The organism is Profundibacter sp. (assembly GCF_056498605.1).
Genome location: NZ_JBSMEZ010000108.1, coordinates 35927 through 61372, shown reverse-complemented (window position 1 = coordinate 61372; position 25446 = coordinate 35927). Strand labels below are relative to the sequence as shown.

Genomic DNA, 25446 nt, shown 5'->3' with positions numbered 1-25446 from the left:
ACCATCGGCGCGATTTCGCGGGCAAGGGCGGCAATGCGATCAATCCGTTCAACCTGTGTGCCCAGCTTGTTGTGAAAGGTGACGTTGCCCAGTTTCGCAGCCATATCGGCCAGCGGCACCCGCAGGTCGTTTTCCCAGAAGAATTTGGCGTCTGACAGGCGCGCAAACAGCACCTTCTGGTTGCCCGCAAGGATGGTTTTTCCAGCATCGGCAGTTTCACGATTGGCCACGGTGATGAATTTTTCAATGCGGTCGGTTTTCGGGTTTTTCACACTGAAGAATTTCTGGTGCTCGCGCATCGAGGTTTGCAGCACTTCGGCGGGCAGGCCCATGAAGTCTTCGGCGATATCGCCCATCAACACCACCGGCCATTCGACCAATCCGGCGACCTCGGCCAGCAAGGCGCGGTCCTCGACCACTTCCAGCCCTTGGGCGAATGCCTGATTGGTGGCGTCGGCCCAAATGTGGTCAGCACGTTCATCGGCGCTCAAAATCACATGGGCCTTGGACAGTTTTGCCGCGTAATCGTCAAACGACGTGACGCTAAACCGTTCACTGCCGTTTACGCCCCCCGCCCCCATGAACCGATGCCCCTCGGTGCTGTCGCCCGATATGATGCCGTCGATGTCGAGCGGCACAACGCTCGCGCCAGCCTCGTCACTCAGCACACACAGGATCGAATGCAGCGGGCGCACCCATCTCAACGTGCCAGCCCCCCAACGCATGGATTTGGGCCATGGGAAATTGCGGATGGTTGTTTCCAGCACTTGCGCGATGATATCGGCCGCAGGACGGCCCGGTTTTTCAATCAAGGCAAAGTAAACCTGCCCCTTTTTCTCGTCGCGCACTTCCAGATCATCGCGTGCCACCTCTGCGCCCCTCAAGAACCCCTCGATCGCCTTGTCCGGCGCATCCACGCGCGGGCCTTTGCGTTCCTCGCGGATGGTGGGCGATTCAGCCAGCACCCCGTCCACCGACAACGCCAGGCGGCGCGGCGTTGCGAACGCACCCGCCGAGGCATAAGTCAGCCCTGCGTCAACCAACCCGTCCGTCACCAGACGTTTCAGATCGCTTGCCGCACGGCTTTGCATACGGGCCGGAATTTCTTCGCTAAACAGTTCAATCAACAGGTCAGGCATGATTTATTCCGCAAATTTATCGTTAAGTTGATGCCAGATATAGGCGCGCCCGTCGGGGTAAATCGCCACAACGCGGTCAACACCATTTGTAATGTCGGCCTGGGACAGGAACGGCAGCGCCACGCCTGCTTCAAGGTCAGCACCTATCACCTTGGCATCATAGCAGGAAAACCAGCGTGGTCCGATCAGGGGCACGGCGGCGTCATAGGACACGTAGGTTTCGGTCAGCAGGGATTGCGACATCGGAGTAGTGAAACAGCCGCGAAACCGGATTGGCGAGGATTCTGAATCGATCCCTTCAAACCCGTCCGCGATGATCTCCTCGGGTTCGCCCGACACAATCGAGGTCAGCTGGATCACCGCTGCATCCTGCTCGATCTCGTCGTAATACGCATAAACCTGAAGATAATAGAGCACAGCCCCCGCGATCAGTGCAAAACCCAAAATACCAACTCCTACCAGTTTACCACCATTCATTGCGTCCACCCCCCTGCGTCCGTTTCTACAAAGGCATCAGCGCATTTCTTGGTCAACGCGCGGACGCGGCCAATGTAGGCTTGGCGCTCGGTCACCGAAATCACCCCGCGCGCGTCCAGCAGGTTGAACAGATGGCTGGCCTTGATCGCCTGATCATAGGCCGGATGCACCATCACGATACGTTTGCCGGTTTTCGGATCATCATAAGGGCGTTCAAGGATGTCGGCGCAGGCGGCCTCGGCCTCTTCGAATTGTTTCAACAACACATCGGTGTTGGCGATATCAAAATTCCAGCGCGAATATTCCTGTTCGGTCTGTTTGAACACATCGCCATATTTCAGCGGGATACTTGCATCAGGGTCATTATAAGGCATGTCCATCACATGATCGACGCCCAGAACATACATCGCCAAACGCTCCAACCCGTAAGTCAGCTCGCCTGATACCGGATGGCAATCCTGCCCGCCGACCTGCTGGAAATAGGTGAACTGGGAAACTTCCATCCCGTCGCACCAGACTTCCCAGCCTAAACCCCAAGCGCCCAGCGTTGGCGATTCCCAGTCGTCCTCGACAAAGCGGATATCGTGCAGGTCCATGTCGATACCGATGGCCTGAAGGCTGCCCAGATACAGCGCCTGAAGGTCCTTTGGTGAGGGTTTGATCAACACCTGAAACTGGTAATAATGCTGCAACCGGTTCGGGTTCTCGCCATAGCGCCCGTCGGTTGGACGGCGCGAGGGCTGAACATAGGCGGCGGCCCACGGCTTGCTGCCAAGGCTGCGCAGCGTGGTGGCGGGGTGAAAGGTGCCAGCGCCAACCTCCATGTCATAGGGTTGCAAGATGGCACAGCCCTTGGCCGCCCAATAGGCCTGAAGGCGCAGGATGATTTCCTGAAAGCTGCGGGGGGTGGCAGAGTTATCGGTCATAGAGGCCTCGGAAGAATGCGGGTTAGTTTCAAATAGGCAATGTGGCGGGGGGGGTCAATTGGGGAGTTGGCAACCCGTAGGAACAAGGTAGTTACTTGTAAATATGTCAGCGACCGGCCTAGGGGGCACTGGGGCGTTTTTTCTACCCAGCGGTGCGGTAACAACATACGTTCCATCAACATGCGGCGATGCAATAACGCCCTCATCGTGCTGTAACTGCGTCTTTGACACGACACGGAGGTTGGGCACTGACATTATTGCGAAATGGCGCGAATACTTAACGTGCATCACTTTGGTTCGCTGCATTAATCATTTTAACCAGCTTTCTTATCTGTTTGGTTAAATCAAGAATATCAAATTTGGCTTCTTTTTTTCGCAAACGATCCGCGCAGCTGTGACCTTATCTGCATTCTCACAAACCTTGCCGCCGTTATTTTGGAAATGGAAGACATGGCCATATTGGTTAGTTTAATCTGGGCCATGGTATGTTCTTGGATGTGCTTGTTTTATAGCAGCATGCAGCACCTCAAGGTCAATATAGTTTTCAATCTAGCCCCCCGTGGCTCTTGAAGGGACAGCCACTTACATGACCACCTGAGGCAGAACGGACCCGTGGCAAGTCCAATTATCTGCGACAGATCCATCCTGTGTGTGTCACCTCCAATGCTTGGATCGAAACGAGATCAGTAACATAACAAGAGCGGCTGCAGCAAAACTTGCACCGGCGTAGAATGTTGTTGAAGCGCCAAGCGACTGCCATAGACCGCCCGCCACCAGGCTGGCAAACAAAAGCGCGATGCCATTGGCCAGATTGAAAACTCCAAAGGCGGTTCCGCGCAAATGGCTCGGGGCGCTGTCGGCCACCAAGGTAGAAAGCAATCCCTGGGTCAGGCCAAGGTGAAGCCCCCAAATGGCAACGCCCACAAGAACAATCCAGTAATTCGTGGTGTATCCAAGTATTAGTTCGGCAACGATCAGCGCGACAAAGCCTAGCGCCAGTAATTTACCGCGGTCCATGCGATCTGCCAGCACACCAACCGGATACGACGACAGTGAAAACACCACCCCCATCAGGATCAGCACCAGCGGCGAAAGGCCGATTGGCAGGCCCAGCTCCATCGCCCGAAGGGCAAGAAATGCCACGCTGAACCGAGCGAGGGAAAACAATGCACCGATCACAACCACGATCCAATAGCGGCCGCTTAACTGGGCCATATCCGTTCGATTAAGCGGCAGGCCTTTCTTTTTGCCTTCGGCGCGGGAAGAGGTAATGTTTTTGGGCTCTTTAACACCAAAGATTAGAAACACCATGCACAACGCCGCAGGTATTACCGCAAACCATAAGGAAAGCGTGACGTCGTCAGACAGCAGCGCCATCAGGGAAATAGCGAGAATGGGGCCGATAAAGCCGCCAGCGGCATCCAGCGACTGGCGCAATCCATAGGCCGCCCCGCGCACGGATTCAGGAGTAATATCTGCGATAAGCGCGTCCCGTGGCGCACCCCGAATACCTTTGCCGATGCGATCAATAAAGCGTGCGGCAAACAGCATCTCAACTGAATGCGCCAGTGGGAAAAACGGTTTTGTCAGTGCCGCAAGCCCGTACCCGATGACTGTCAGAAGTTTGCGTTTCCCCAGCCAATCGCTGATCGCGCCTGAGAAAACCTTGGTAATAGCCGCACTCGCCTCGGCAATGCCTTCGATAATGCCAATAGTGGCCATACTGACCCCTAATGAGAGATAAAGCGCCGGAAGCAAGGCATGAACCAGTTCGGATGAGGCATCCATGAACAGACTGACAAAGCCGATGGCCCATATTCCGGACGGTATCTTTTCGCGCTTCTCTGGCATGTTGGTCTCCGATGTTTGCTGGCTTGCTTATCAGGGAATAGTAGTATATACTACTTATATCGCCATTTTCGTAGCAATTGCGACATCGCGAGTCAACAAAGGATGTTCCCACGTGACCCGACCTAGCACCTTCAATGATCGGCTAAGTGCAGCGTTCGACGTGCTCAGCCCAGCCGAGAAAACCGTGGCGCTGTTTTTTCAGGAAAACCGCGAGGAGGTGTTGATCGCATCTGCGACATCTATGGCCGCGCAGGCAGGGTCCAGTGACGCAACGGTCGTGCGCACGGCCAAGGCGCTCGGGTTTAGCGGACTTGAAGACATGCGCCGAACGCTGGCCCGCGATATCCGCGATGGCATATCTCCTGCCAGCCGGATGGCACGCACCATCCACGCCGTCGGTGACGATCTCGGTTCAGTGCTACAGGTGACAGTCGATATCAACCAGACCTCGCTGGAAGAATTGCGCCGCGATATTTCCCCTGCGCTGTTTGAAAATGTAGTTGGCGAGGTCATCAAAGCATGCCGCATCGCAATTTTTGGAATCGGCCCGTCCAGTGCGATGGCCGAATATTTGTCAATCGGGCTGGGCCGCCTTGGTCTTGACACGATAAGCCTGACCCAGACCGGTTTATTGCTTGCCGACAAAATACAGCATTTCCGTGAAGGGGACCTGTTGGTCATTTTTGCCTACGGAAGGGTCTATCGGGAATTGGCGGTCCTGCTAGACCAGGCCGATCAGCACGCCATACCGTCAATCCTGATATCCGACACTCTTGGCCCAAAACTACACCACCGGGTCAGTCATGTTTTGCCGGTGGCGCGGGGCCGTATGAACATGTTGAGCATGCACACAGCCACCCTTGCCCTGATCGAAGCGCTTATGGTGGGCGTTGCCATGAAGCGCTCGAAAGAAAGCATGGCAAGTCTTGAGACCCTCAATGAAATACGCACAGCCCTTAGTGATCAGAATATGGATATCTGAAAGCGCTGTAGCCTCCAGTTTGGTCTGGGCCCACACCCTAGAACACCAGAACCATATTTGCGGTGAGCTTCAGATCCGCAAGCACGGGCGCATGGAGGACGGGCAGCCCGAATGGCGCGCGGCTGGGCTACCGGTCGAGGCGGGTGACGGGTCTGCGTAGGATCAGCGCTATTTGGCAAGCGCCTTTACGACGGCCCCGACCAGCGCGAGGCTTGCCACTGCGCCATCGCTCTCGCCCTTTTCAAAGTCATCCCCGTCCTGCGCCATTTGGTTTGTGACATGGGCAAAGCACAGAACGTCTTTTGCGCGCGCCTGTGCAAAAGCGTAAAGCGCCGCCGCTTCCATTTCTACGGCCAGAACCCCACGGGCAGCAATTGCGGCAATTGCTGTTCCAGTTTCCCGATAAGGGGCATCGGTGGTCCATGTCGCCCCGGTTATTACCGGAAACGAAAGCCCGCCAAAAGCGTTGCTCAATCGCGAAATCATCCGCTGCGAAGCATCCGCAAAATCGGATGCGGGCAGGTAGTGATAGCTGGTACCTTCGTCCCTTAGTGCTTTGTCGATCAGGATGAAACAGGGCGAGGTCAGTGTCTCGGCAATCTGGCCCGCCGATGTGACGCTAATCAAAATCTTGCAGCCGGAAACGAACAATTGCTCGGCGAGCAATACCGCAAACGAGGCTCCGACAGCGTTGCCGATCACACCGATCTCGACCCCGTCAAGGTTAAACCGGAAAAGCGCGGTGTGATAACAGGCCCAAAATCGGCAGCGTTCGGCTTTTCCTTCGGCCACAAGCCTGCGCACGATGTCGCCATCCGGATCCAGCAGGCAAACATCGGGCACCTCGCCTGACGGGATTGCGCGTTGCCGCCGCGCCTCGCGCAACAGGTTCTCGGGGCGAAAAACTGGTGAATCGTCGTAATGTTTATCCGCTAGAATGGGAGGGATAGTGAGATCGGTCATCGGAATGCTTTCAGTCGGGCAAATGGTTATCAGGCAAGCCCCGATGCATGAAAATCAATTCATGTCGGATGAATTGCCAATTGGTTTCTCGCAAAACAGTGTAAACAACAAAAGCCTGGCCACTTCAGATAGTATATTTTCAGGCATGGGTATTTATCCGTGTTAACAGGAACCATTGCACTGCGGCAGCGATCATTGAGATTGCAAATACGATTTGAAGCCCCGAATATGTTGCAATGATACCCGCAAGCAATGGTAGTAAGAATGCCGGTGCGGTGATTGCATTGAAATATCCGCTATAAGCGGGGCGTTGATTATCTGGCGATATCTCCATCAGGAACCCAATGACAGCAATGGTTAGCCCATTGGCAAGTGCACCACTCACGAAAAACAGAACGGTAAAGGTGAAAAACATCAGGTTGCCCTGCATATGCCCACCGAACCCGAGCACAAAGATTGCAAGTGGCGGGAACACACGCCCAAAGGCAATCACCTTGAGCAGGCTTACCTTACCCAACCTGTCGCCCCACCAGCCCCACAGGGGATTTGAAACCAGTGCGCCAATGGTCTGTGCTCCCAGCAACAAGGCGATGTTTTCCAGTGGAACACCGGATTGGCTGGCTTGGACGATATAAAACGGCATGGCCATTAATACCGCACCACCACACCATTGCGCATAGGTGAACAAGGCAAACTGTTTGTCAGTCTTGAAGGTTTTGACCCCGTCGTGCAAATATTGAAAGAACCCGTCTTTGGAAGCACTGGCCTGTGGTTCTGGCTCTCCCATTGCGGAAAAGACGCCGGACGACATAAACATCAGCACAGATGCCATGGCAAAAATTGCGGCATAGGACATTGGGAAAACCATGTTGCCGACAAACCTGTCAGCAATCGCAACAACCCCGAGCGCCAAAATTCCTCCGCCAAAGAACCTCGTGGCCATCAGGCGGCTGCGTAAATTGGAGGGCACAGAACGTGCCACAATATCATTGTAGGGCACCGCAACAATGCCGCTGATGAAAGCATAGGCTGTCCAGAGCACCATTACCGCGAATGAAAGAGCGGTGTTTGACCACCCTGCCCCCAAGAATAAAACCGCGGCCATTAACGCCATGCAAAACGCGCGGCCAAACGCACCGATCACATAGTATTTCATGCTTGAGCCAGAGCGTTGTGCCAAAAACCCGATTATCAACTGCGGGAACAACCAGCCAAACCGCAAAATCGCGGTCACGGCCCCCACCAGAATAGAGCTTCCGGTCAACTGGAACACCAGCGCCGACATGATGGTTGCCGAATCCACCGCGGTTGATCCAGCCTGAAATGTGATGCCGGCAGCTGCGACATGGGTAAAGCGACGGCGCTCTTTCATGTTCCTGACCAGTCTTTGGGATCAACATAAAGGCCGAACCAGATTGACCAAAGGCCAAGTGCGATAAACACAACGCCTATGATCCATCGGGTTTTCTTTAGCTTTTGTGCCAGTCTTTCCAATTGCTGTGACAGTCGGGGAATGAGTGCAAACGGGACCAGTGGCAATGACAGGAACAACCCGAACGAAAACATCATGCCAAACCCCGCCAGAATGGATCCGGTTGTTGCCGCCAGCCCAAGCAGGCCAAACAATATGGGCGCGGCACAAGCAGGGATGTTAAACCCGAAAGCTAGCCCGAGATAGAACGGGTTTTGTGCGGTTTTCCACGCTGCGGGGGCCAAATCTATCCGGCGTTTCACCATTCGCGTGTTGCCGGTAAGAAAAAGGATTCCCATCACTAAGTAGATCAGGCCGAACAACAGCCACATACCGGTTTGCAAGGGGATCAATTTCTGCCCGACAAATGTAATCAACGCCCCGAATAATCCTGCCATTACCGAACGTGTCAGCACGAAAATCAGGACAGCCTTGATTTTATCTGTATCTGCGCGCTCTTTCTGGGTGTTCAGAAAGACCAGATGCCCGCCAATTGTGCAGGGTTCAATAAACCCGAGCAAGCCTAATGCGATTGGTAGAATGACAAGTGTTTGTAGTGAGTATTCCAAATATGCGTCCTTTATTGGCATAAATACAGGTTCCCGCAACTGGAATGTCAACTGGAAAACTCACAGTAGCTCCGGCCATGTTTTGCGCGGTTCTACCCCGCACAGCAACTCAACTTTGCCACGTCCTTTTCAAAGGTTTGCGCGGCAAGTTTCAAGCCCTCGACGGTTGTCAGGTAGGGAAATATCATCCCGCCCAGATCATCATAGGTCATGCCCATCTTGAGCGCCATTACGACTGTCTGGATGCTGTCAGATCCTTCGGGGGCGAGGATATGTCCGCCCAGCAGCTTCTTGCTGCCCTTTTCGGCGACCAGTTTGATCACCCCGCGTGTGTCGCGTGCGGCCAATGCCCGTGGCACATGTTCCAGCGGCAGAACCGAGGTGACGGTTTCAATGCCTTGCGCATTCGCCGCCGCTTCGGTCAGGCCAACGCTGGCAACTTGCGGATCGGAAAAAACCACGGCGGGCATGGTGGCGTTGTCATAGGTCAGGCCCGCATCCGTCATTGCATTTTTAGCGGCCAGTTTGGCGCCATAGGCGGCCATGTAAACGAACTGGTCGCGCCCCGTCACATCGCCCGCCGCATAGACACCCGCAAGGCTGGTGCGCATCTGGGCGTCGGTCACAATGCCACCGCGCTTGTCGGTCGTGACCCCCGCCATATCTAGGGCAAGGCTGCCCGTGTTTGGCACCCGCCCTGTGGTGAGCAACAACCGTTCCGAGTTGATTTCCAGCGCTTTACCAGCCTGACCAGCGTGCAACGTGACCTGCCCGCTCAAAGTCTCGAACCTGTCATAAGTCAGACCGCCCATGACGGTAATGCCTTCATCGGCGAAATACCCAGTCAACGCCGCGCTGATTTCCGGCTCGGCCTCGGGCAATAACCCGCGACGGGTGACAATAGTCACCTTGGATCCGGCCCGTGCGAATATCTGCGCCAGTTCGACCCCGATATATCCGCCACCCATGATCATCATGGATGCTGGTAGTGTCTCAAGTTCCAGCGCCGAGGTGCTGTCCAGCCAGTCCACATCTGTTAGGCCGGAAATATCCGGCACATGCGGGCGCGACCCAGTCGCGATAATCACCTTGCCCGCTTTGATCATCTGCCCGTCAACCGCAACGGACCCGTCCGCCTGAAACTGCGCTGCGCCCTCGATGTAGGTCACAGCGTCGTAATTCGGCAAAACGTCGATGTATTTAGCGGCGCGCAAATCATCCACCAACGCCTGTTTCTGGCGCACAACGGCGGCCCAGTCGGTAACCCTGGCTGTCGCCTCAATGCCGTCAAACCTGTCGACTGCTGCGGCGGAATGCATGATTTCGACCGCGCGGATCATCGCCTTGGAGGGCACACAGCCAACATTGACACAAGTGCCGCCGATGGTGCCGTGCCCAATCAACGCAACCTTTGCGCCATCATCAGCCGCTGTAATAGCCGCCGAAAATCCGGCAGACCCAGCACCGATGACAATCAAATCGTAACCGCCACCCGATTTTTTTCCGTCACAACAATCTTTCATAGTGGAATTCCTTAGATTTTAGATGCTGGTTTGGCCGCGTTTGCGCCAAAGCGCATAGATCGTCAGCAGGATGAATATTCCAAGGGCTGGAAATAGCACATAATCGAGATAGCCGACCATCGCCGACAAACCAACAATTCCGAACAAGACCACAAGCACTGGCGTAAAGCAGCAAAGGGCAGCCGTAATGGTGCCGATCACCCCGACTTTCAAAAGCTTTTTATCATTCATGGTCTCAGGACTCGCCTTCGAGTATTGATGCTTCATATCCGGCAGAGGCCGATGCATCCGCAATATCATTGGTCGTGGTCACTGCATCATCAAACACAACCAGTGCCGTTCTTGTTTCTGAATCAGCCGTAACGGAAATGACGCCTTCAACTTTGCCCATCGCGGATTCGACAATAAACGGGCAGCTGGCGCAATACATTCCGGGGACGTCAAATTTTACCGTTTGTTCTGCGGCAAAAAGCGGGCTGGCCACAACAATGGTGGCGAGCGCAAAAAGGGGTGATTTAAGGTTCATGTGATGTCCTTTCAAAGACCAAGAAGAATGGGGGCAACGACCGGGGCAATCCAGTTCCAGAAAAGCGCCAAGATAATCAGGATGGTCGAGCCCCAAAGCGCAGATTTGACCAACTTGTTGGGCAAGGGCCGTGCGCAGGCCGCGCCATCGGCGCAGGCTTTGGGCTTGCGGTAGACCATCCAGTAGCCATAGGCGAGAAACCCAAGGGTGATGGTTATAAATATCGGCTTATAGGGGGCAAGTGCTGTCAGGTTTCCGACCCACGCACCCGACACGCCAAGGCTAAACAGGATTAATGGCACGATGCAGCAGCTCGAGGCTGCAATAGCCCCAAGAATACCACCCGCCGCAATCATACGTGTCTTGCGGGTTTCGTCCGATGCTTGTTCGTTTAGTATTTCAATTGTTTCGGTCATAGTTTTACCCGTGGTTTTGTGCCGTTTGATGATATATACGATCTGTAGCAGCTACAGATACAAGAGGTTTTTTGAATGTCCAAGATCACGAAAACGCGAGGTTATCCAATTGGTCAGATGTCGCGTGAAACCGGCGTCAATATTGAAACCATCCGGTATTATGAACGTATCGGTATTATGCCCAAACCGGATCGTACCGTCGGTGGCAACCGGCAATACAACCACGACCAGCTAAAGCGGCTGTTTTTCATCCGGCGTGCGCGTGGGCTTGGGTTCAGTCTGGAGGAAATCCGCGGGCTGTTTGAAATGGTAGATTGTAAGGATTTCACATGTGGCGAGGTGCATGACCTAACGGTTGATCATCTGGCCTCGGTTCAGGACAAGATTGCCAATTTAAGAAAGCTGGAAAAGGCGCTATCGAACATGGTGTCCGAATGTAGCCGCGGTGATGTGCCGGAATGCCCGATCCTTGATACATTGTTTGAAGCTGGATAGGGGCCGAGGCTTGGTTTAATCCGTAGTATGATGCTCCGTAAGGCACTCTGAATGATCTCCTAAAACCTGCAAGATACGGCATTCGGCGATACTGTTTCCGCGACAACCTACGATCATTCGTTTCAGTTCTTTGCGAAGTGCCTTGAGCCGCTCTAGGCGCTTCTCGACCTCCCGCAACTGGCGCGTCGCAATCTTATCGACCTCCTCGCAGGACTGTTGCGGCTGATCCGCCATGCCAAGCATTTCACGAATATCCTGTAACGGAAACCCCAATTGCCGTGCGTGCCGGATAAACGATAGCCGGTCTAGATCGGTATTGTGATACCGCCTTTGCCCCCCTTGCGAACGTTCGGGTTCGGGCAATAGCCCAATCTGCTCGTAATACCGGATGGTTTGAACATTGGTTCCGGTTTTACGCGACATTGTTCCTATGGACAGCATGAGTCTTCCTTTTCAGGTGCTATTTCTCAAACTTATACCTTAAGGGCCGCAGCGCGTTAATCGTTACCAGAACGGTCGCGCCGGTATCGGCCATAATGGCCATCCAAAGCGAGGTAACCCCCATGATTGTCGTGACCAGAAACACAGCCTTTAACCCCAGAGCGAGCGTAATATTCTGGTGAATATTCGTCATTGTGGCGCGCGACAGTTTGATCAGTGCCGGAACGTCCCTAACCCGTTCGTGCAACAGCGCCGCATCTGCCGTTTCCAGAGCCACATCGGTGCCGCCGCCCATAGCTATTCCCACATCGGCACGGGCAAGGGCGGGTGCGTCGTTTATTCCGTCCCCGACCATTGCGATATTACCGCGGCCCTTTAGCGTCTCTATCGCGTCCAGCTTGTCTTGTGGCAACAATTCGGCCTGAACCTCGATGCCCAGTTGCGCGCCAAGTGCGGCTCCGGTGCGCTGGTTGTCGCCGGTTAGCATCACGGATGCGATGCCAATATCTGCCAACTCCTGTATCGCCGGTTTCGCGTCATCGCGCAATTCATCGCGCAGGGCAAACACGCCCAGTAAAACCTTTTCAACGATGACAGCCGCGACGGTTTTTCCGTCCGCTTCCAGCGCTTGAATTGAGGCGTCCTGTTCGGTGGAAAACTTGGAAATCTCGCGCCCATAATTGGGCGAAGCAATTGTAACCAGTTTGCTGCCGACTTTGGCCTGCACCCCACGCCCGCTTAGCGCTTTGGAATTTGTGACCTTTTTGAGCGTGACCTCGCGCGATGCAACCTCGTCCACGATAGCAACGGCTAAGGGGTGCGATGATCCGGCCTCGACCGAACCCGCAAGCATCAGCATGGCGTTTTCGGTGCCGGTAAACACCTGTATATCAGTGACCTTGGGCGTACCTTGGGTCAGCGTTCCGGTTTTGTCAAACGCCACCAAAGCGACCTTGCCTATGGCCTCGAGCACGGCACCGCCTTTCATCAACAGCCCGTGTTTTGCGCCTGCTGATATCCCGGATGTGATTGCCGCAGGCGTTGACAGAACCAGCGCACAAGGACAACCGATCAACAAAATTGCCAACCCCTTGTATATCCAAGGCTCCCATGCAGCACCCATCGTAAGCGGGGGAATGATCGCGATCAAAGCCGACACAACAATGACACCCGGGGTGTAATACTTGCTAAAATCATCAATGAACCGCGCGGTTGGCGCCTTGCTTGCTTCGGCATCTTCAACCATCTGAAGAATGCGCGCGATCATGTTGTTCTCGGCACCCTTTTCGACCGTTACACGGATCACCCCGTCGGCATTAATGGTGCCCGCATAAACGCCGTCGCCGACGCCTTTGCGCTTTGGCATGGATTCACCGGTGACAGCCGCCTCATCTATCGAGGTTTGCCCGTCAATGATCGCCCCATCCGCAGGCACCCGTCCCCCCGGGCGCACTTCGATCATGTCGCCGACCACCAGTGTATCGGCCTGAACTTCGCGGGTTGCCCCGTCGACAACCAGATATGCGGATTTTGGCACCAGATCGGCCAATGCCTGCACCGAACCACGCGCCTTGGCCGCCGCAATCATTTCCAATAATTCGCCAATCAAAAACAGGAACACCACAACAGAGGCTTCGGCGGCTTCATCAATGATAATCGCACCGATAACTGCGATGGTCACCAGCGTTTCAATGGTAAACGGTAGCCCCGAGAAGGCACTGAGGATTGCTTTGCGGGCCAGCGGATACAAGGCGATTAGCGCGGCAAGTGCATAGCCGTAACCAGCATAATCAGGCAAAACGAGGGACAAGATTCCGGCAATGGCCAGTAAAATGCCCGAGAATATCACCAGACGGCCCTTGCCCGTCTGCCACCAAGCCGGCACCACATCGGGGGTTTTCCCTGCTGGTTTGGCTATTTTATAACCAAGCCTTTCAACGGCCTGTATCACCGCGCCCGCATCTGACGCACCCCCTGCCAAATCAAATTTCATTTTCTGATTCGTGTAATTCAGGCTAACGTTTTCCACTCCGGGTAACTTGCAAACTACACCTTCGATTTTGCTGGTGCAGCTAGGGCAATCCATCCCGTCGATCTGTAGTGTTTGTTGCTTAGCCATTGTGAAAGCCCTTAATTTAGAATCATCTACCATCAGCTATACTTTCTACAGTGGCTGTAGGTTCAAGCAGATTTTTCTGTCGTAGGCCTGATCAAGCGTCAATGTTGACCATCGACGCTTGATTTATCTTGTCAGTCGCTACCGGTATGCCCCGTGCTGCCTGCATCTTCCTCGTGTTCTTCGGCAGTGTCGTCACCCCCATGCATCAACTCTTCGATATCATGGGGAATATCTGCCTGGGAAAATTTTGCTTGCTCATCCCTGTCATGAACGAACGCAATGATCGCTGCCAACTCCTCACCGCTAAGCTCAATCTGCTCTCCCAATTCGTTTTCCTGCATTGCGATCATGGCCCCAGCACCACGCCACATATTCGCGGCGAAATCGAAGGCATTCATTGGTGTTTCCATATAGTCGGCCGAAAACTCTGGGGCATCTTCTCCACCGATACCATTGACCGAATGGCACACAACACACCCCTTAGCGGCAAATAGCTTGCGCCCTCTTACGGGGTCAAAACCGGGAATTTCCAAACCGTTTTCAAGAACGAAACCCGATCTTGACATTTGTGCGCTAACTTCTGGGTTTTGTTGCGCCAGACTGATGTTTGGTGCAATCGCCGCGGCAGTGACAAGGCTGGTCATTAAAATTTTGTATTTCATCTTCATGTTCCTTCGTTTGATAGGCTTCAGTTAATTTTATGAGTTGGCGACTTGGAAACAACGTTTGGCTGTTTCTGTAGAAATGCGTTTTGACTTGTTCTTGAAAGATCGGAACGCGCTTTTGTAACAGTGCCCTTCCAGCACATATCGCAAACCGGATCGCCCGCTGAAAGCGTTGATTGCCTTGCGTAATGCCCGTCGCGCCCATCACCTGCGATGATGTCCGCACCGGGCCAGTCATACTGGCACCAACTTGCAAAAAACGCGTCTAGTTCGCCGTTGTCGCCTTCTGCTTTGATCAAGTCACGCACAAAAGTCTGCGGCGGGCAGTGGGTGAAATATGTGTAGATATTTCCCCTGTCACTCCAGCTTTTGACGGCATACCCAAGTGCACCAGTTGCCCCGAAAGGGAAGCGTAATAATTGCCGTATCGTGCGTTTTAGTCGTTTTGCAGGGTCTCTAGATGTCAACCGAAACGGTAATGAAACCAACCGAAGTTGGCTTGCGTAGATATCCCAACCGATTTCTGCGACGGTCTCGATGGCGTCTTCTTTTGCGACCCCCATGGTTTTCAAAACGCGAAACGCCGCGATGGTCGTGATCGCGAGTTCAACCATGATCCTGTTGCCGATGTTGGGGAGTTGATGCAGGCGAGCTATCGAGCGCAAATTTTGCAGCTCATGTTGCATCAGCTCCATAAAATTCCGGATGTCCTTGCGTTGAAATCGGATCGGGTCGTTGTCTGCAGCCACAAATTCCTTGCGCAACAATATCTTTCGCGCCGCTCTGCCAAGATATTTTAGCAAAGCCCACTGAAGCGCTTTCCACGCGATTGATGTCTGGCTTTCGATCCGGGCCGACATTGTGATCACCCTATCAAAGTTTGACGCGCCGCAATCGCAGTGCATTGGAAATCACCGAAACCGACGACAAGCTCATCGCTGCCGCGGCGATCATCGGAGACAACAATGTTCCGGTCAGTGGGTAAAGGATGCCCGCTGCAACCGGAACACCTGCCGCATTATAGGCGAAGGCAAAAAACAGGTTCTGTTTGATGTTCCTAAGCGTTGCCTTGGCCAGTTTGCGTGCGCGCACAATGCCCGACAGGTCACCCCCGAGCAGGGTGATGCCGGCGCTTTCCACCGCCACATCTGCACCGGTGCCCATAGCGATTCCGACATCGGCAGCGGCCAAAGCGGGGGCATCATTTACTCCGTCACCAGCCATAGCGATAGAATGGCCAGCGCGGCGCAATTCTTCGACCAAATTCTTTTTGTCCTCGGGCATCACACCTGCGCGCACCTCGTCGATGCCCAGCTGCGACGCCACGGCCTGCGCCGTGCGTTCATTGTCACCCGTGGCCATGATGATCCGCAGGCCTGCAGCATGTAGTGCCTTAATGGTGTCGGCCACGTTGCCCTTGATCGGGTCAGCCACCGCAACGATTCCAGCCAAGGCGCCATCCACCGCCACATACATCGCCGTTTTTCCATCACTGCGCAGCGCATCGGCCTGAATATCTATCATGTCGGTCTCAAGCCCAACCTCGACCATCATCGCCTTGTTGCCCAAGGCAACCTTGCGCTTGCCAATACTACCCTGAACACCTTTGCCCGTGACCGCTGCAAATTCATTGATCTTGCCTATTTTTAGACCCTTTGCCTCGGCCCCCGCGACAATCGCCTCGGCCAAAGGATGTTCCGAGCCTTTCTCGAGCGCCGCAGCCAATGACAGTAACGTGCTTTCGTCGATGTCCCCCAGCACGATTGTATCTGTTAGCTTGGGCTTGCCCTCGGTCAAAGTGCCGGTTTTGTCGACGATCAGCGTATCCACACTGGCCATCAATTCCAAAGCCTCTGCATCCTTAATCAACACACCTGCCTGCGCCCCCCGTCCAGCAGCGGTGGTAATCGAAATCGGCGTGGCTAAGCCCAGCGCACAAGGACAGGCGATGATCAGCACCGAAACGGCCGATGCCACGGCGAAAATAAGCGCCGGTTCAGGTCCGAAAAAGAACCAGACAACAAAGGCCGTGATCGCGATCAGCACCACCAGCGGCACAAAGATAGACGATACCTTGTCGGCCATGCCCTGAATGGGCGCGCGCGAGCGTTTTGCCCCTGCAACCATTTCAACGATTTGCGATAGCACGGTATCGGCGCCAACGCGGGTGGCCTCTATCACCAATGATCCGTTCTTGTTGATGGTACCGCCCGTCACGGTGTCGCCTGCGGATTTTTCAACCGGCACCGGCTCGCCGGTCAGCATGCTTTCATCAATCGCGGTCGTGCCCTCAACGACAACGCCGTCCACCGGCACTGCATCCCCGGGGCGCAGGCGCAAGCGGTCTCCTTCAAGGATGTTCTCAAGCGGCGCGTCGTATTCATCGCCGTTTGGTAATATTCGCCGCGCGGTTTTGGGCGCAAGATCCAGCAATGCCTTTATGGCGTCCCCGGTGCGTTCGCGGGCGCGCAACTCCAGCACTTGTCCGACGAAAATCAGGGTGATAATCACTACAGCCGCCTCGTAATAGGTGCCGACATTGCCGCCCTCACTATACGCTTCGGGAAACACGCCGGGCAGGAACGTGGCCACAAGGCTGTAAAGATAAGCCGCCGCCACCCCGAGCGAAATCAGCGTCCACATATTGGGGTTCATCCTGCGGATCGAGTTCCAGCCGCGCACGAAAAAGGGTTGTGCGGCCCAGAGCACAATCGGTGTTGCAAGCAGAAACTCCAGATAGACAGAAGCCCTTTCACCAATCCATTCGCGGATTGGCAGACCAATAAACGGCCCCATAGTCATCACCACCAGCGGCACCGCAACGGTAGCGCTGATCCACATGCGACGGGTGAAATCTGTCAACTCCTCGTTTGGTTCATCTCCGGTTGCAATGACAGGTGCAAGCGCCATGCCGCAGATCGGGCAAGCGCCGGGGTCTTGCTGCACGATCTCGGGGTGCATGGGGCAAGTGTAATCAACGCTTTGGTTTTGGACCTCTTTCACCAGTTTGCTGTTGCCAGAGGCATAGAAATATGGATCAGCCTCGAACTTGCCATGGCATTTGTCGCTACAGAAATGAAACTCCTGTTCCTGATACTGCGCCGATGGTTTGCCAGCATCCAACGCCACTTGCATGCCACAAACAGGGTCGGGGGCTGTATTGTCTCCGCCAGGAATAGTGGCGTGTTCGTGGTCGCTGTGATGATCGGTGTTCATAATTCTCTCCACAAAAGACTGATTGAACCCAAAGGTAATCCCTCCAGTAACTAGAAGGTCAAGACCCCGTATTTTGCACTCCAATTTTGGAAACCGGTAGCCGCCGCTGTGCCAAAAATAGAATGCCCAGACCCAGAAGGATCATCGGAATTGACAGGGATTGTCCCATCGAGACGCCCCAATCCCCAAAGCTGGCGATATAACCAAACGGGTTATCCGGCGTGATGAATTGCGCATCAGCTTGGCGGAAAAATTCCACGATAAAACGCGACACACCGTATCCGGCAATGAAAATTCCGGTAATTTGACCAGGTGTTTTCAGCCATTTAAGTCGCCACGCTAGAAACAACAGGATTGATCCAAGTAATAACCCTTCCAGTCCGGCCTCATACAGTTGCGACGGATGTCGGGCGCAAATTCCGGCCACGTCGGGGCAATTTTGCGCCGTAGAACCGGGGAAAGCAACGCCCCAAGGCAGATCGGTCGGCCGGCCCCAAAGCTCGTTATTGATGAAATTAGCAAGCCTGCCCAGAAACAATCCGGGGGCGGTGGCCAGCGCCAGCGCATCGGCCACACCAATCATCGGCAGCCCGTGCTTCCAACAAAATATCAGCCCGGCAATCGTCACCCCCAACAGCCCGCCATGAAACGACATGCCCCCTTGCCAGACCATCAGAATTTCACTTGGGTTCTGAAAATAATAGCTGGGTTGATAAAACAGTACGAAACCAAGGCGTCCACCCAGAATGACCCCCAGAATGACCCATGTCAGGAGGTTTTCGATGTGTTCAGGTGTTAGTGGCGGGGTATCGTTCGGCCACAGTTCTTTGTTGCGTACGGCCCGTAATATAATGCGCCAGCCGATAAGCAGGCCGACGATATACGCCATTGAATACCACCGCAGCGCCAAGGTGAATCCGCCTATATCAATTGAAAAGATATCCGGTCCTATATCTGGAAATGGGATGAAACCTGTCATATTTTTCCTCGTTCTTTTTGTAAGTTGTTATTATTTCTCCCGCGAAAAGCGGCGGTCAAAAGAGGTAGGCCCGTGATCACCCCGAGACCCAGAACTCCCCAGACTACGCCGCCCATATCCGCGCTAGCGACTTCACCGCCGAAATGGGCCAGCAGGAAACTTGCGGGGATAATTCCGGTTAAGGTTGCCAAGGCAAAGCGCCATGTTTGCAAGCTGCTAAGACCTGCTGCGTAGCTGACCAGATCGAAGGAAACAAACGGCATTAGACGCGACAGCAGAACAATGGCCGTCAAGGCGTTTTGTGAGCCAAGCATGCCGATATCAATCCGCGCACCGAACCATTTCAATAAAACGTCGCGCCCCAGCCATCGCCCCAACCCGAACGCAATAAGCGCCCCGATTTCTGCGCCGATCACTATGTAAGCCGTGCCATATATATGGCCATATGCCGCCCCTGCAGCCAATGCGATCGGGGCGCTGGGGATCGGGCTGGCGACCACCGCAAATGTCATCAAACCAATGACGATCAGCGGCCCGAAAATTCCGGCCATGGCAACCCAACCCTCAATGGCTTCGCGCGACAGCCCAGTTTTCACAAATGAAAACCCGCCGTTGCCTTGCAACAGCCATAGTGTCAGCGCTGCCAGAATGACAACGCTGAACACCAGTATTTTTCCATATCGGACGTGGGGCATTTATGACCTCGGAGCTGTGCTGCGCCCCTTTATTTGTCGGGACGCCTAAGTCATGCCGCTTGCACGACATCCTCCAGCATATCACGAACTTTTGCCGCGACTGATTGCAAGCCAGTATTTTCAATTGCCTGCATCGATGCCACCGGATCAATAGCGCTAATTTCGATGCCGCCTTCAACTTGCCTCAGGATCACATTACAGGGCAGCATTGCCCCGACCCGTGGCTCCAGTCCGATTGCTTCGTGTGCCATGTTTGGATTGCAGGCCCCAAGAATCCGGTAAGGCTCCATGTCGACATCAATTTTCTTCTTCATCGTCACCTTGACGTCAATTTCAGTCAAGACACCAAAGCCGGCATCAGTCAACGCAGCCCTGACCCGCTGGTCAACTGCATCAATATCGGCACCGACAACCACACGGTTGATTGTATATGTCATTTTAGATTTTCCTTGCTTACTTTGCTATGTATTTTACGAGTGCCGTTATCGCGAGCACTGTGAAGACGACGACAAGCAGCATCCAAAGGCCGCCCATTCCAAAACCCATCATTTTTTAGTCCTTTCCAGTGTGGTTCGGCCGTCGGGCCCATGCTCGACGGCCGTGTGTGATTAATTGTCGGCCGCTGCTTCTCCGTCCGTACTGCCCATGCCTTGCATATTCTGACCCATGCCACCGGCCTGAGCTTTCATGGCCTGCATCCGCTCTAGGCGGCTGGCGGGTGCTGTCATTTCCTCAAGCGTCACCTGACCGTCGCCGTCATTGTCAAATCCCTGAAAGCGGTCCACCATCTGTTCGCGGATGTTGGCACTATGCAGAGTTTCAAATTCCGCAATCGACAGGCTTCCGTCGCCGTCGGCATCAAATTCTTTCAGCTTTGCAGTTAGACCTGCGCGGGCCTCTTCTGCCGTGACCATGCCGTCATTGTCGGCATCCATCATCGGCATTTTCATACCGCCCATCATCATGCCACCTGCCGGACCTGCGCCGGTTTTACCCATGCCGCCCATCATGTGCCCCTGGCCGCCCATCGACCCCATGCCACCTTGACCGGCACCGCCCATCATCTGGCTGTGCATGCGCATCATCATTTGCATCATCTGCTTATGGTTGCCCATACCAGCGCCCATGCCTTCCCCCATACCGGCACCCATGCCAGCCCCGCCCAGATCTCCCATCACCTCGGACCCTTGGCCTTTTTGACCGTGATGTTGTTGCTGGCCCTGTGCAAAGGCCGGGAATGCCAGTGCGGTTGCTGCGATAAATCCTAATGCGATTGTTGTGTTGCGGTTCATTGTTCCACCTCGTGATTGTTGTTTCGATGACTTCAATATGGAGGCTTGCAGTCGCACTACTATGCCTGTGACGTCGGCAAAATGTATCGCTCTGTCGCAAGATAAGCTGTGGATACAGAATGCTACAATTTAGTGGGGAATCTTCCAGATGTTCGCGGTATAAACAGAACCATGAGCAAAATACCACATATCCTGATTGTCGATGATCACCGCGATATACGCGACGCCGTAACCCGTTATCTAGAGAAGAACGGCATGCGGGCGACAAGCGCACATGACGCCATAGATATGGATGCCAAAATGGTTGCGGGCCGGTTCGATCTGATTGTGCTCGATGTCATGATGCCCGGAGAGGATGGTTTGTCGGTTTGCCGCAGGCTTTCTGCTAAGGGCGAAACACCGATCCTGATGCTCACGGCATTAAGCGAAGACACAGACCGGATTGTCGGGCTGGAAATCGGCGCGGACGACTATCTGTCCAAACCGTTCAACCCGCGCGAGTTGTTGGCGCGGATCAAGGCGATTTTACGCCGCACGGAACGGGCCCAAACCAGCGCAGGAGAGCTTTCTGGGCATCGGGTGGAGTTTGCGCACTGGATTCTGGATACCGACCGTCGGGTGCTGGTCGATCATGATGGGAATGATACCAGCCTGACCACGGCGGATTTCAAATTGCTTACTGTCTTTCTTGAAAGACCCCGCTTTATCCTGAACCGCGACCAGTTGCTGGATCTTGTCGCTGGCCGTGCTGCACAGGTTTTTGATCGCACCATTGATAACCAGATTAGCCGTCTACGACGCAAAATCGAACGTGACCCAACCCAGCCGGAAATCATCACAACCGTTCGTGGCGGTGGATACTGCCTGTCGGTCGACGTCAAGGAACTGACGTGATGCGTGACCTTTTTAGCAGCTTGCGCGGACAGGTCATTCTACTGATTATATTCGCGCTGTTGATCGCGCAGGCGGTCAGTCTTTGGCTTTTTGTGGATGAAAGAAGCCTCGCGGTTCGGGCTGCCCTCGGGTTTGAGGCGGCGGATCGGGCTGCGAATATCGCATTGCTGATTGAAGAGGCCCCGATTGATTTGCATCCCTCGATCCTTCGGGCCGCCAGTTCGCCTTTGGTGCGATTTGAACTCGCCGCGATACCTGCTGTCGACCATCAGGGCCACGGTCGCGGTAGAGGGATAGAAAAGCGGATAAAAACCTTGATGGGAAGCGAATTCACAGCCCCCATCCGGGTCGAGTTGCACGAGATAGAAACCGAACTGGTTTCTGTGCCCGGTATTCCGCAAGAAATGCTCGAGATGCACAGGGAAATGCTGCACGACACGTTGTCCACGATGGAAATGCGGCTCTCGATTGCGCTGGAGGCAGGGCAATGGTTGAATGTTGAAACCAGATTCCATCGACCCCCATTACAATGGGCATGGGTTTCCACGTTAAGTTTCGGAATTACATCCGCATTTATTCTGATTTTGGCGCTCTGGTTCGTATTGACGCGCCTTATTGGGCCATTGCGCAATCTGTCTAATGCGGCCGAACGGTTGGGGCGCGGCGAAGAGGTGGCAGAGCTGCACCCAACCGGACCATCGGAGGTGCGCGACCTGACCAAAGCATTTAACCGCATGCAGGCGCGATTAACGCGGTTTGTAGCAGACCGCACACGGCTATTGGCAGCGCTCGGTCATGATCTGCGTTCGCCGTTGACGGCGATACGGGTGCGGGCAGAAATGGTTGAGGATGATGAAACACGCGACCGGATCGTAGCGTCGGTTGAGGAAATGCAGGAGATGGTCGACGCAACGCTGTCTTTTGCCCGCGGCATGGCGACGTCCGAGCCATCTGAAACAGTTGACTTGGGGCAGTTTGTGGAAAGCCTGTGTCATGAGTTGCAAGAAACCGGCTGCAATCTGGATTTCGAGATGTCGGAGGGTATATTTGCCCGTATCAGGGCAACCTCGTTACGGCGCGCGCTCAGGAATGTTATCGAGAATGCAGTGCGCTATGGCGCAATCGCGCATGTCAGCCTACAGGAACAAAATGACACGGCGCAAATCCTGATCGCCGATGATGGTCCCGGCATTGCCACGGACGCATTGGAAAAGGTGTTTGATCCCTTCGTGCGCCTGGAAACCTCGCGATCCAGAGAGACCGGCGGCACCGGTCTGGGCCTTTCGATCGCAAAAACCATTATTCAGGCACATGGTGGAAACATAACGCTTGAAAACCGGCCCGAGGGTGGCTTGCTCGCAATAATCGAGCTGCCTTTGGAAGATGAAATATACAACACTACAGAAAGGAAAACCGATGAAGAACACACTGCACATATCAGCATTGATGATAGCAATATTGGCATCAACGCCCTTGATGGCAAACTCTCACGGGGCAATTGGTGACCGCTATTATGGACACATGTATGACGGCGGCGGGATGGGGTTTTTCGGGATTGGAATGATGGTCCTTGTTTGGGGCAGCATTATTCTGTTGTCCGTCTTGGCCATCCGGGTTTTTACCGGCCAGAACAAAGGGCGTAATGCTGAATCCGACGCGCTTGATATCCTGCGTGAAAGATTGGCAAAGGGGGATATCGAACCTGAAGAATTCGATACCCGCCGCAAAGCTCTCGAAAGCTAGGCAGCCGCGGGCGTATTTTCTTGCGCCTCAATCTCGCTGAATGAACTGAGAAAAAGGATATGAAATGACGCCTGAAATCGGCCAATTCGCCCTGTCGCTTGCTCTGATGCTTGCTTTGATTCAAAGCGTCTTGCCGATGATCGGTGCGGCGCGCGGCAATACGCTCTGGATGCAAAGCGCAAGCTCGACAGCGCTTGGGCAGGCCCTGTTTGTCGCCATCGCGTTCGGGGCATTGATGCGATCCTTTATTGTCAGTGACTTTACGGTTGTGAATGTGGTCGAGAACTCAAACTCCCTGCAACCGATGCTGTTCAAGGTTGCCGGAACATGGGGCAGCCACGAGGGCTCACTTTTGCTCTGGGTTCTCATTCTGGCGGTGTTTGGCTTGGGGGTTGCGCTGTTTGGCTCCAACATTCCGGCCGCGCTGCGGGCGCGCACGTTGTCCGTTCAAGCGTGGATCAGTGTCGGGTTCCTGACATTTCTATTGCTCACTTCAAATCCGTTCGACCGGATATTTCCGGCCCCACTGGATGGTACAGACCTGAACCCGCTTTTGCAGGACTTCGGCTTGGCCATACACCCGCCCTTGCTGTATTTTGGCTATGTCGGGTTCTCGATTGTGTTTTCCTTTGCCGTTGCCGCCTTAATAGAGGGGCGCGTTGATGCGGCTTGGGCGCGCTGGGTTCGCCCGTGGACGCTTGCCGCCTGGATGAGCCTGACCGCCGGTATCGCGCTTGGGTCGTGGTGGGCCTATTACGAGTTGGGCTGGGGCGGTTGGTGGTTCTGGGATCCGGTGGAAAACGTATCCTTCATGCCTTGGTTGCTTGGCACGGCTTTGCTGCATTCCGCCATCGTGACCGAAAAACGCGGTGCCTTCAAAAGCTGGACTATCCTGCTCGCGATCCTGACCTTCTCGCTGTCCTTGCTGGGCACATTCATCGTGCGCTCGGGTGTATTGACATCAGTGCATGCCTTTGCCGTCGATCCTGAACGCGGCTTCTATATCCTCGGCCTGTTGGGCCTGTCGATTGGCGGATCACTTGCGCTTTATGCATGGCGTGCACCTGCAATGGAGGACGGTGGCCTGTTCGCGCCCGTCAGCCGCGAAGCGGGGCTTTTGATCAATAACCTGCTTTTAACCGTTGCCGCCGGTATTGTGCTGTTTGGAACGCTTTATCCGCTGATCCTCGAGGCGGTGAGCGGCGATAAAATCTCGGTTGGCCCGCCGTTTTTCAATTCCAGTTTCATCCCGATCATGCTGCCACTGATTTTCCTGATGGGAATAGGTCCGTTCCTGTCATGGAAGCGCGCAGACCTGCGCGGCATTCTTCAAAGGCTTACGGTGGTTGCCGCAATTAGTGCGCTGATTGCCCTTGGCAGCTGGTATCTGACCACCGGTGGCCCTGCCCTTGCCATTGTGGCCATCGGTCTGGCGATCTGGCTGTTGCTGGCAACGATCAAAGAATGGGCCATGCGCATCAAACTGTTTACGGCCCCCTTTTCAGAATCCCTGCGCCGTGCCCGCAACCTTCCTCGCGCCGCACACGGCATGTCGCTGGCCCACGCCGGTATGGCGGTGGCGATCCTCGGGTTTGTCGGCTCAAGCGCATGGAAATCCGAAGAGATCGTGTTTGTCACGCCGGGCGACAGCATCAGCATTGCCGGATTTGATGTGCGTTTTGACGGCACCCAGCGGTTGCGCGGGCCGAATTATGTGGCGGACCGTGGCACGCTTGTGGTCACGAAAAACGGCAAACCCGTCACAACCCTGTTCCCTGAACGGCGCTTTTATCCGGTGGCGCAAAGCACCACGACGGAATCTGCAATCCGGCAAACACTGGCGGGTGATCTATATGCCTCACTTGCAACCCCGGCTGCGGAAGATGCGGCCGAGGGCGCGTGGACCTTGCGGATTCTTTACGAACCTTTGGTGAATTTCATCTGGATCGGTTCCATCATGCTATTTCTTGGTGGCGGGTTGTCTTTGTCCGATCGCCGTTTGCGCGTCGGGGCACCTCGTCGCAAATCACAAGCCCCGTCACTGGCCACACCCGCGGAGTAAAT

The 25446-nt window shown here is 54.6% G+C and carries 26 protein-coding genes; 6 read left to right on the top strand and 20 right to left on the bottom strand.

The annotated features are described in order from the left end of the window. The 4 genes from glyS to ACWB12_RS11515 form a co-directional block, all read right to left on the bottom strand. A partial coding sequence (gene glyS / locus ACWB12_RS11530) for a glycine--tRNA ligase subunit beta (RefSeq protein ID WP_479530232.1) occupies window positions 1–1139 on the bottom strand: 1139 nt, incomplete at its 3' end. A 3-nt stretch (window positions 1140–1142) separates the two neighbouring features. Then, window positions 1143–1583, bottom strand: a complete 441-nt coding sequence (locus ACWB12_RS11525) for a DUF6446 family protein (RefSeq protein ID WP_479530231.1) — start codon at window positions 1581–1583, stop codon at window positions 1143–1145. A gap of 29 nt (window positions 1584–1612) precedes the next feature. Further along, complete coding sequence (locus tag ACWB12_RS11520) at window positions 1613–2542, bottom strand: glycine--tRNA ligase subunit alpha (protein ID WP_479530230.1); 930 nt, start codon at window positions 2540–2542, stop codon at window positions 1613–1615. 654 nt (window positions 2543–3196) lie between these two features. Beyond that, window positions 3197–4393, bottom strand: coding sequence for an MFS transporter (locus tag ACWB12_RS11515; protein WP_479530229.1), 1197 nt, complete (start codon window positions 4391–4393; stop codon window positions 3197–3199). Between the two features lie 112 nt (window positions 4394–4505). Here ACWB12_RS11515 and ACWB12_RS11510 point away from each other — a divergent pair, with 112 nt between their 5' ends. Continuing rightward, complete coding sequence (locus ACWB12_RS11510; protein WP_479530228.1) at window positions 4506–5375, top strand: MurR/RpiR family transcriptional regulator; 870 nt, start codon at window positions 4506–4508, stop codon at window positions 5373–5375. Window positions 5376–5543: 168 nt separating this feature from the next. Here the strand turns inward: ACWB12_RS11510 and ACWB12_RS11505 are convergent, their stop codons facing one another. The 7 genes from ACWB12_RS11505 to ACWB12_RS11475 form a co-directional block, all read right to left on the bottom strand. Continuing rightward, window positions 5544–6338 carry a nucleoside phosphorylase gene (locus ACWB12_RS11505; RefSeq protein WP_479530227.1) on the bottom strand — a complete coding sequence of 265 codons (795 nt, stop codon included), beginning with the start codon at window positions 6336–6338 and terminating at the stop codon, window positions 5544–5546. Window positions 6339–6477: 139 nt separating this feature from the next. After that, window positions 6478–7710: an MFS transporter gene (locus ACWB12_RS11500; RefSeq protein WP_479530226.1), complete on the bottom strand. Its 1233-nt coding sequence runs from the start codon at window positions 7708–7710 to the stop codon at window positions 6478–6480. After that, on the bottom strand, window positions 7707–8378 hold the full coding sequence (locus ACWB12_RS11495) for a cytochrome c biogenesis CcdA family protein (protein WP_479530225.1): 672 nt from the start codon (window positions 8376–8378) through the stop codon (window positions 7707–7709). Before ACWB12_RS11495 ends, ACWB12_RS11500 begins: the two co-directional genes overlap by 4 nt. A 92-nt stretch (window positions 8379–8470) precedes the next feature. Then, window positions 8471–9901 carry a mercury(II) reductase gene (gene merA / locus ACWB12_RS11490; RefSeq protein WP_479530224.1) on the bottom strand — a complete coding sequence of 477 codons (1431 nt, stop codon included), beginning with the start codon at window positions 9899–9901 and terminating at the stop codon, window positions 8471–8473. Window positions 9902–9919: 18 nt separating this feature from the next. After that, the gene (gene merF, locus ACWB12_RS11485; RefSeq protein ID WP_479530223.1) at window positions 9920–10132 is read right to left on the bottom strand and encodes a mercury resistance system transport protein MerF; all 213 of its coding nucleotides are present in this window, start codon (window positions 10130–10132) and stop codon (window positions 9920–9922) included. 4 nt (window positions 10133–10136) lie between these two features. Then, entirely contained in the window at window positions 10137–10427 is a 291-nt protein-coding gene (locus ACWB12_RS11480) for a cation transporter (protein ID WP_479530222.1), read from the bottom strand. 11 nt (window positions 10428–10438) lie between these two features. Further along, entirely contained in the window at window positions 10439–10843 is a 405-nt protein-coding gene (locus ACWB12_RS11475) for a mercuric transporter MerT family protein (RefSeq protein WP_479530221.1), read from the bottom strand. Window positions 10844–10918: 75 nt separating this feature from the next. Between ACWB12_RS11475 and ACWB12_RS11470 the strand changes: the two genes are divergently transcribed. After that, entirely contained in the window at window positions 10919–11338 is a 420-nt protein-coding gene (locus ACWB12_RS11470) for a MerR family transcriptional regulator (RefSeq protein ID WP_479530220.1), read from the top strand. A 15-nt stretch (window positions 11339–11353) separates the two neighbouring features. Here the strand turns inward: ACWB12_RS11470 and ACWB12_RS11465 are convergent, their stop codons facing one another. From ACWB12_RS11465 to ACWB12_RS11425, 9 genes are all read right to left on the bottom strand, one after another. Continuing rightward, a complete protein-coding gene (locus ACWB12_RS11465; RefSeq protein ID WP_479530219.1) occupies window positions 11354–11779 on the bottom strand; it encodes a MerR family transcriptional regulator in 426 nt (141 codons plus the stop codon). 19 nt (window positions 11780–11798) lie between these two features. Further along, window positions 11799–13898, bottom strand: a complete 2100-nt coding sequence (locus tag ACWB12_RS11460; protein ID WP_479530218.1) for a heavy metal translocating P-type ATPase — start codon at window positions 13896–13898, stop codon at window positions 11799–11801. A gap of 131 nt (window positions 13899–14029) precedes the next feature. Then, the gene (locus ACWB12_RS11455) at window positions 14030–14560 is read right to left on the bottom strand and encodes a c-type cytochrome (RefSeq protein WP_479530217.1); all 531 of its coding nucleotides are present in this window, start codon (window positions 14558–14560) and stop codon (window positions 14030–14032) included. Between the two features lie 26 nt (window positions 14561–14586). Beyond that, complete coding sequence (locus tag ACWB12_RS11450) at window positions 14587–15423, bottom strand: hypothetical protein (protein WP_479530216.1); 837 nt, start codon at window positions 15421–15423, stop codon at window positions 14587–14589. A 13-nt stretch (window positions 15424–15436) separates the two neighbouring features. Continuing rightward, window positions 15437–17779, bottom strand: a complete 2343-nt coding sequence (locus tag ACWB12_RS11445; protein WP_479530215.1) for a heavy metal translocating P-type ATPase — start codon at window positions 17777–17779, stop codon at window positions 15437–15439. Between the two features lie 58 nt (window positions 17780–17837). Next, window positions 17838–18758, bottom strand: a complete 921-nt coding sequence (gene lgt, locus ACWB12_RS11440) for a prolipoprotein diacylglyceryl transferase (RefSeq protein ID WP_479530214.1) — start codon at window positions 18756–18758, stop codon at window positions 17838–17840. Then, window positions 18755–19453, bottom strand: coding sequence for a TVP38/TMEM64 family protein (locus ACWB12_RS11435; protein WP_479530213.1), 699 nt, complete (start codon window positions 19451–19453; stop codon window positions 18755–18757). The genes lgt and ACWB12_RS11435 overlap by 4 nt, the downstream gene beginning before the upstream one ends. A 50-nt stretch (window positions 19454–19503) precedes the next feature. Further along, window positions 19504–19890 carry a DUF302 domain-containing protein gene (locus ACWB12_RS11430; protein WP_479530212.1) on the bottom strand — a complete coding sequence of 129 codons (387 nt, stop codon included), beginning with the start codon at window positions 19888–19890 and terminating at the stop codon, window positions 19504–19506. A gap of 171 nt (window positions 19891–20061) precedes the next feature. Then, a complete protein-coding gene (locus tag ACWB12_RS11425; protein ID WP_479530211.1) occupies window positions 20062–20745 on the bottom strand; it encodes an EF-hand domain-containing protein in 684 nt (227 codons plus the stop codon). A gap of 171 nt (window positions 20746–20916) precedes the next feature. Here ACWB12_RS11425 and ACWB12_RS11420 point away from each other — a divergent pair, with 171 nt between their 5' ends. The 4 genes from ACWB12_RS11420 (at window position 20917) to ACWB12_RS11405 (ending at window position 25444) form a co-directional block, all read left to right on the top strand. Then, complete coding sequence (locus tag ACWB12_RS11420) at window positions 20917–21639, top strand: response regulator (protein WP_479530210.1); 723 nt, start codon at window positions 20917–20919, stop codon at window positions 21637–21639. After that, window positions 21639–23144 carry an ATP-binding protein gene (locus ACWB12_RS11415; RefSeq protein ID WP_479530209.1) on the top strand — a complete coding sequence of 502 codons (1506 nt, stop codon included), beginning with the start codon at window positions 21639–21641 and terminating at the stop codon, window positions 23142–23144. The genes ACWB12_RS11420 and ACWB12_RS11415 overlap by 1 nt, the downstream gene beginning before the upstream one ends. Window positions 23145–23199: 55 nt before the next feature. After that, window positions 23200–23382, top strand: a complete 183-nt coding sequence (locus tag ACWB12_RS11410; RefSeq protein WP_479530208.1) for an SHOCT domain-containing protein — start codon at window positions 23200–23202, stop codon at window positions 23380–23382. Window positions 23383–23446: 64 nt separating this feature from the next. Further along, a complete protein-coding gene (locus ACWB12_RS11405) occupies window positions 23447–25444 on the top strand; it encodes a heme lyase CcmF/NrfE family subunit (RefSeq protein ID WP_479530207.1) in 1998 nt (665 codons plus the stop codon). Window positions 25445–25446 lie beyond the last annotated feature (2 nt).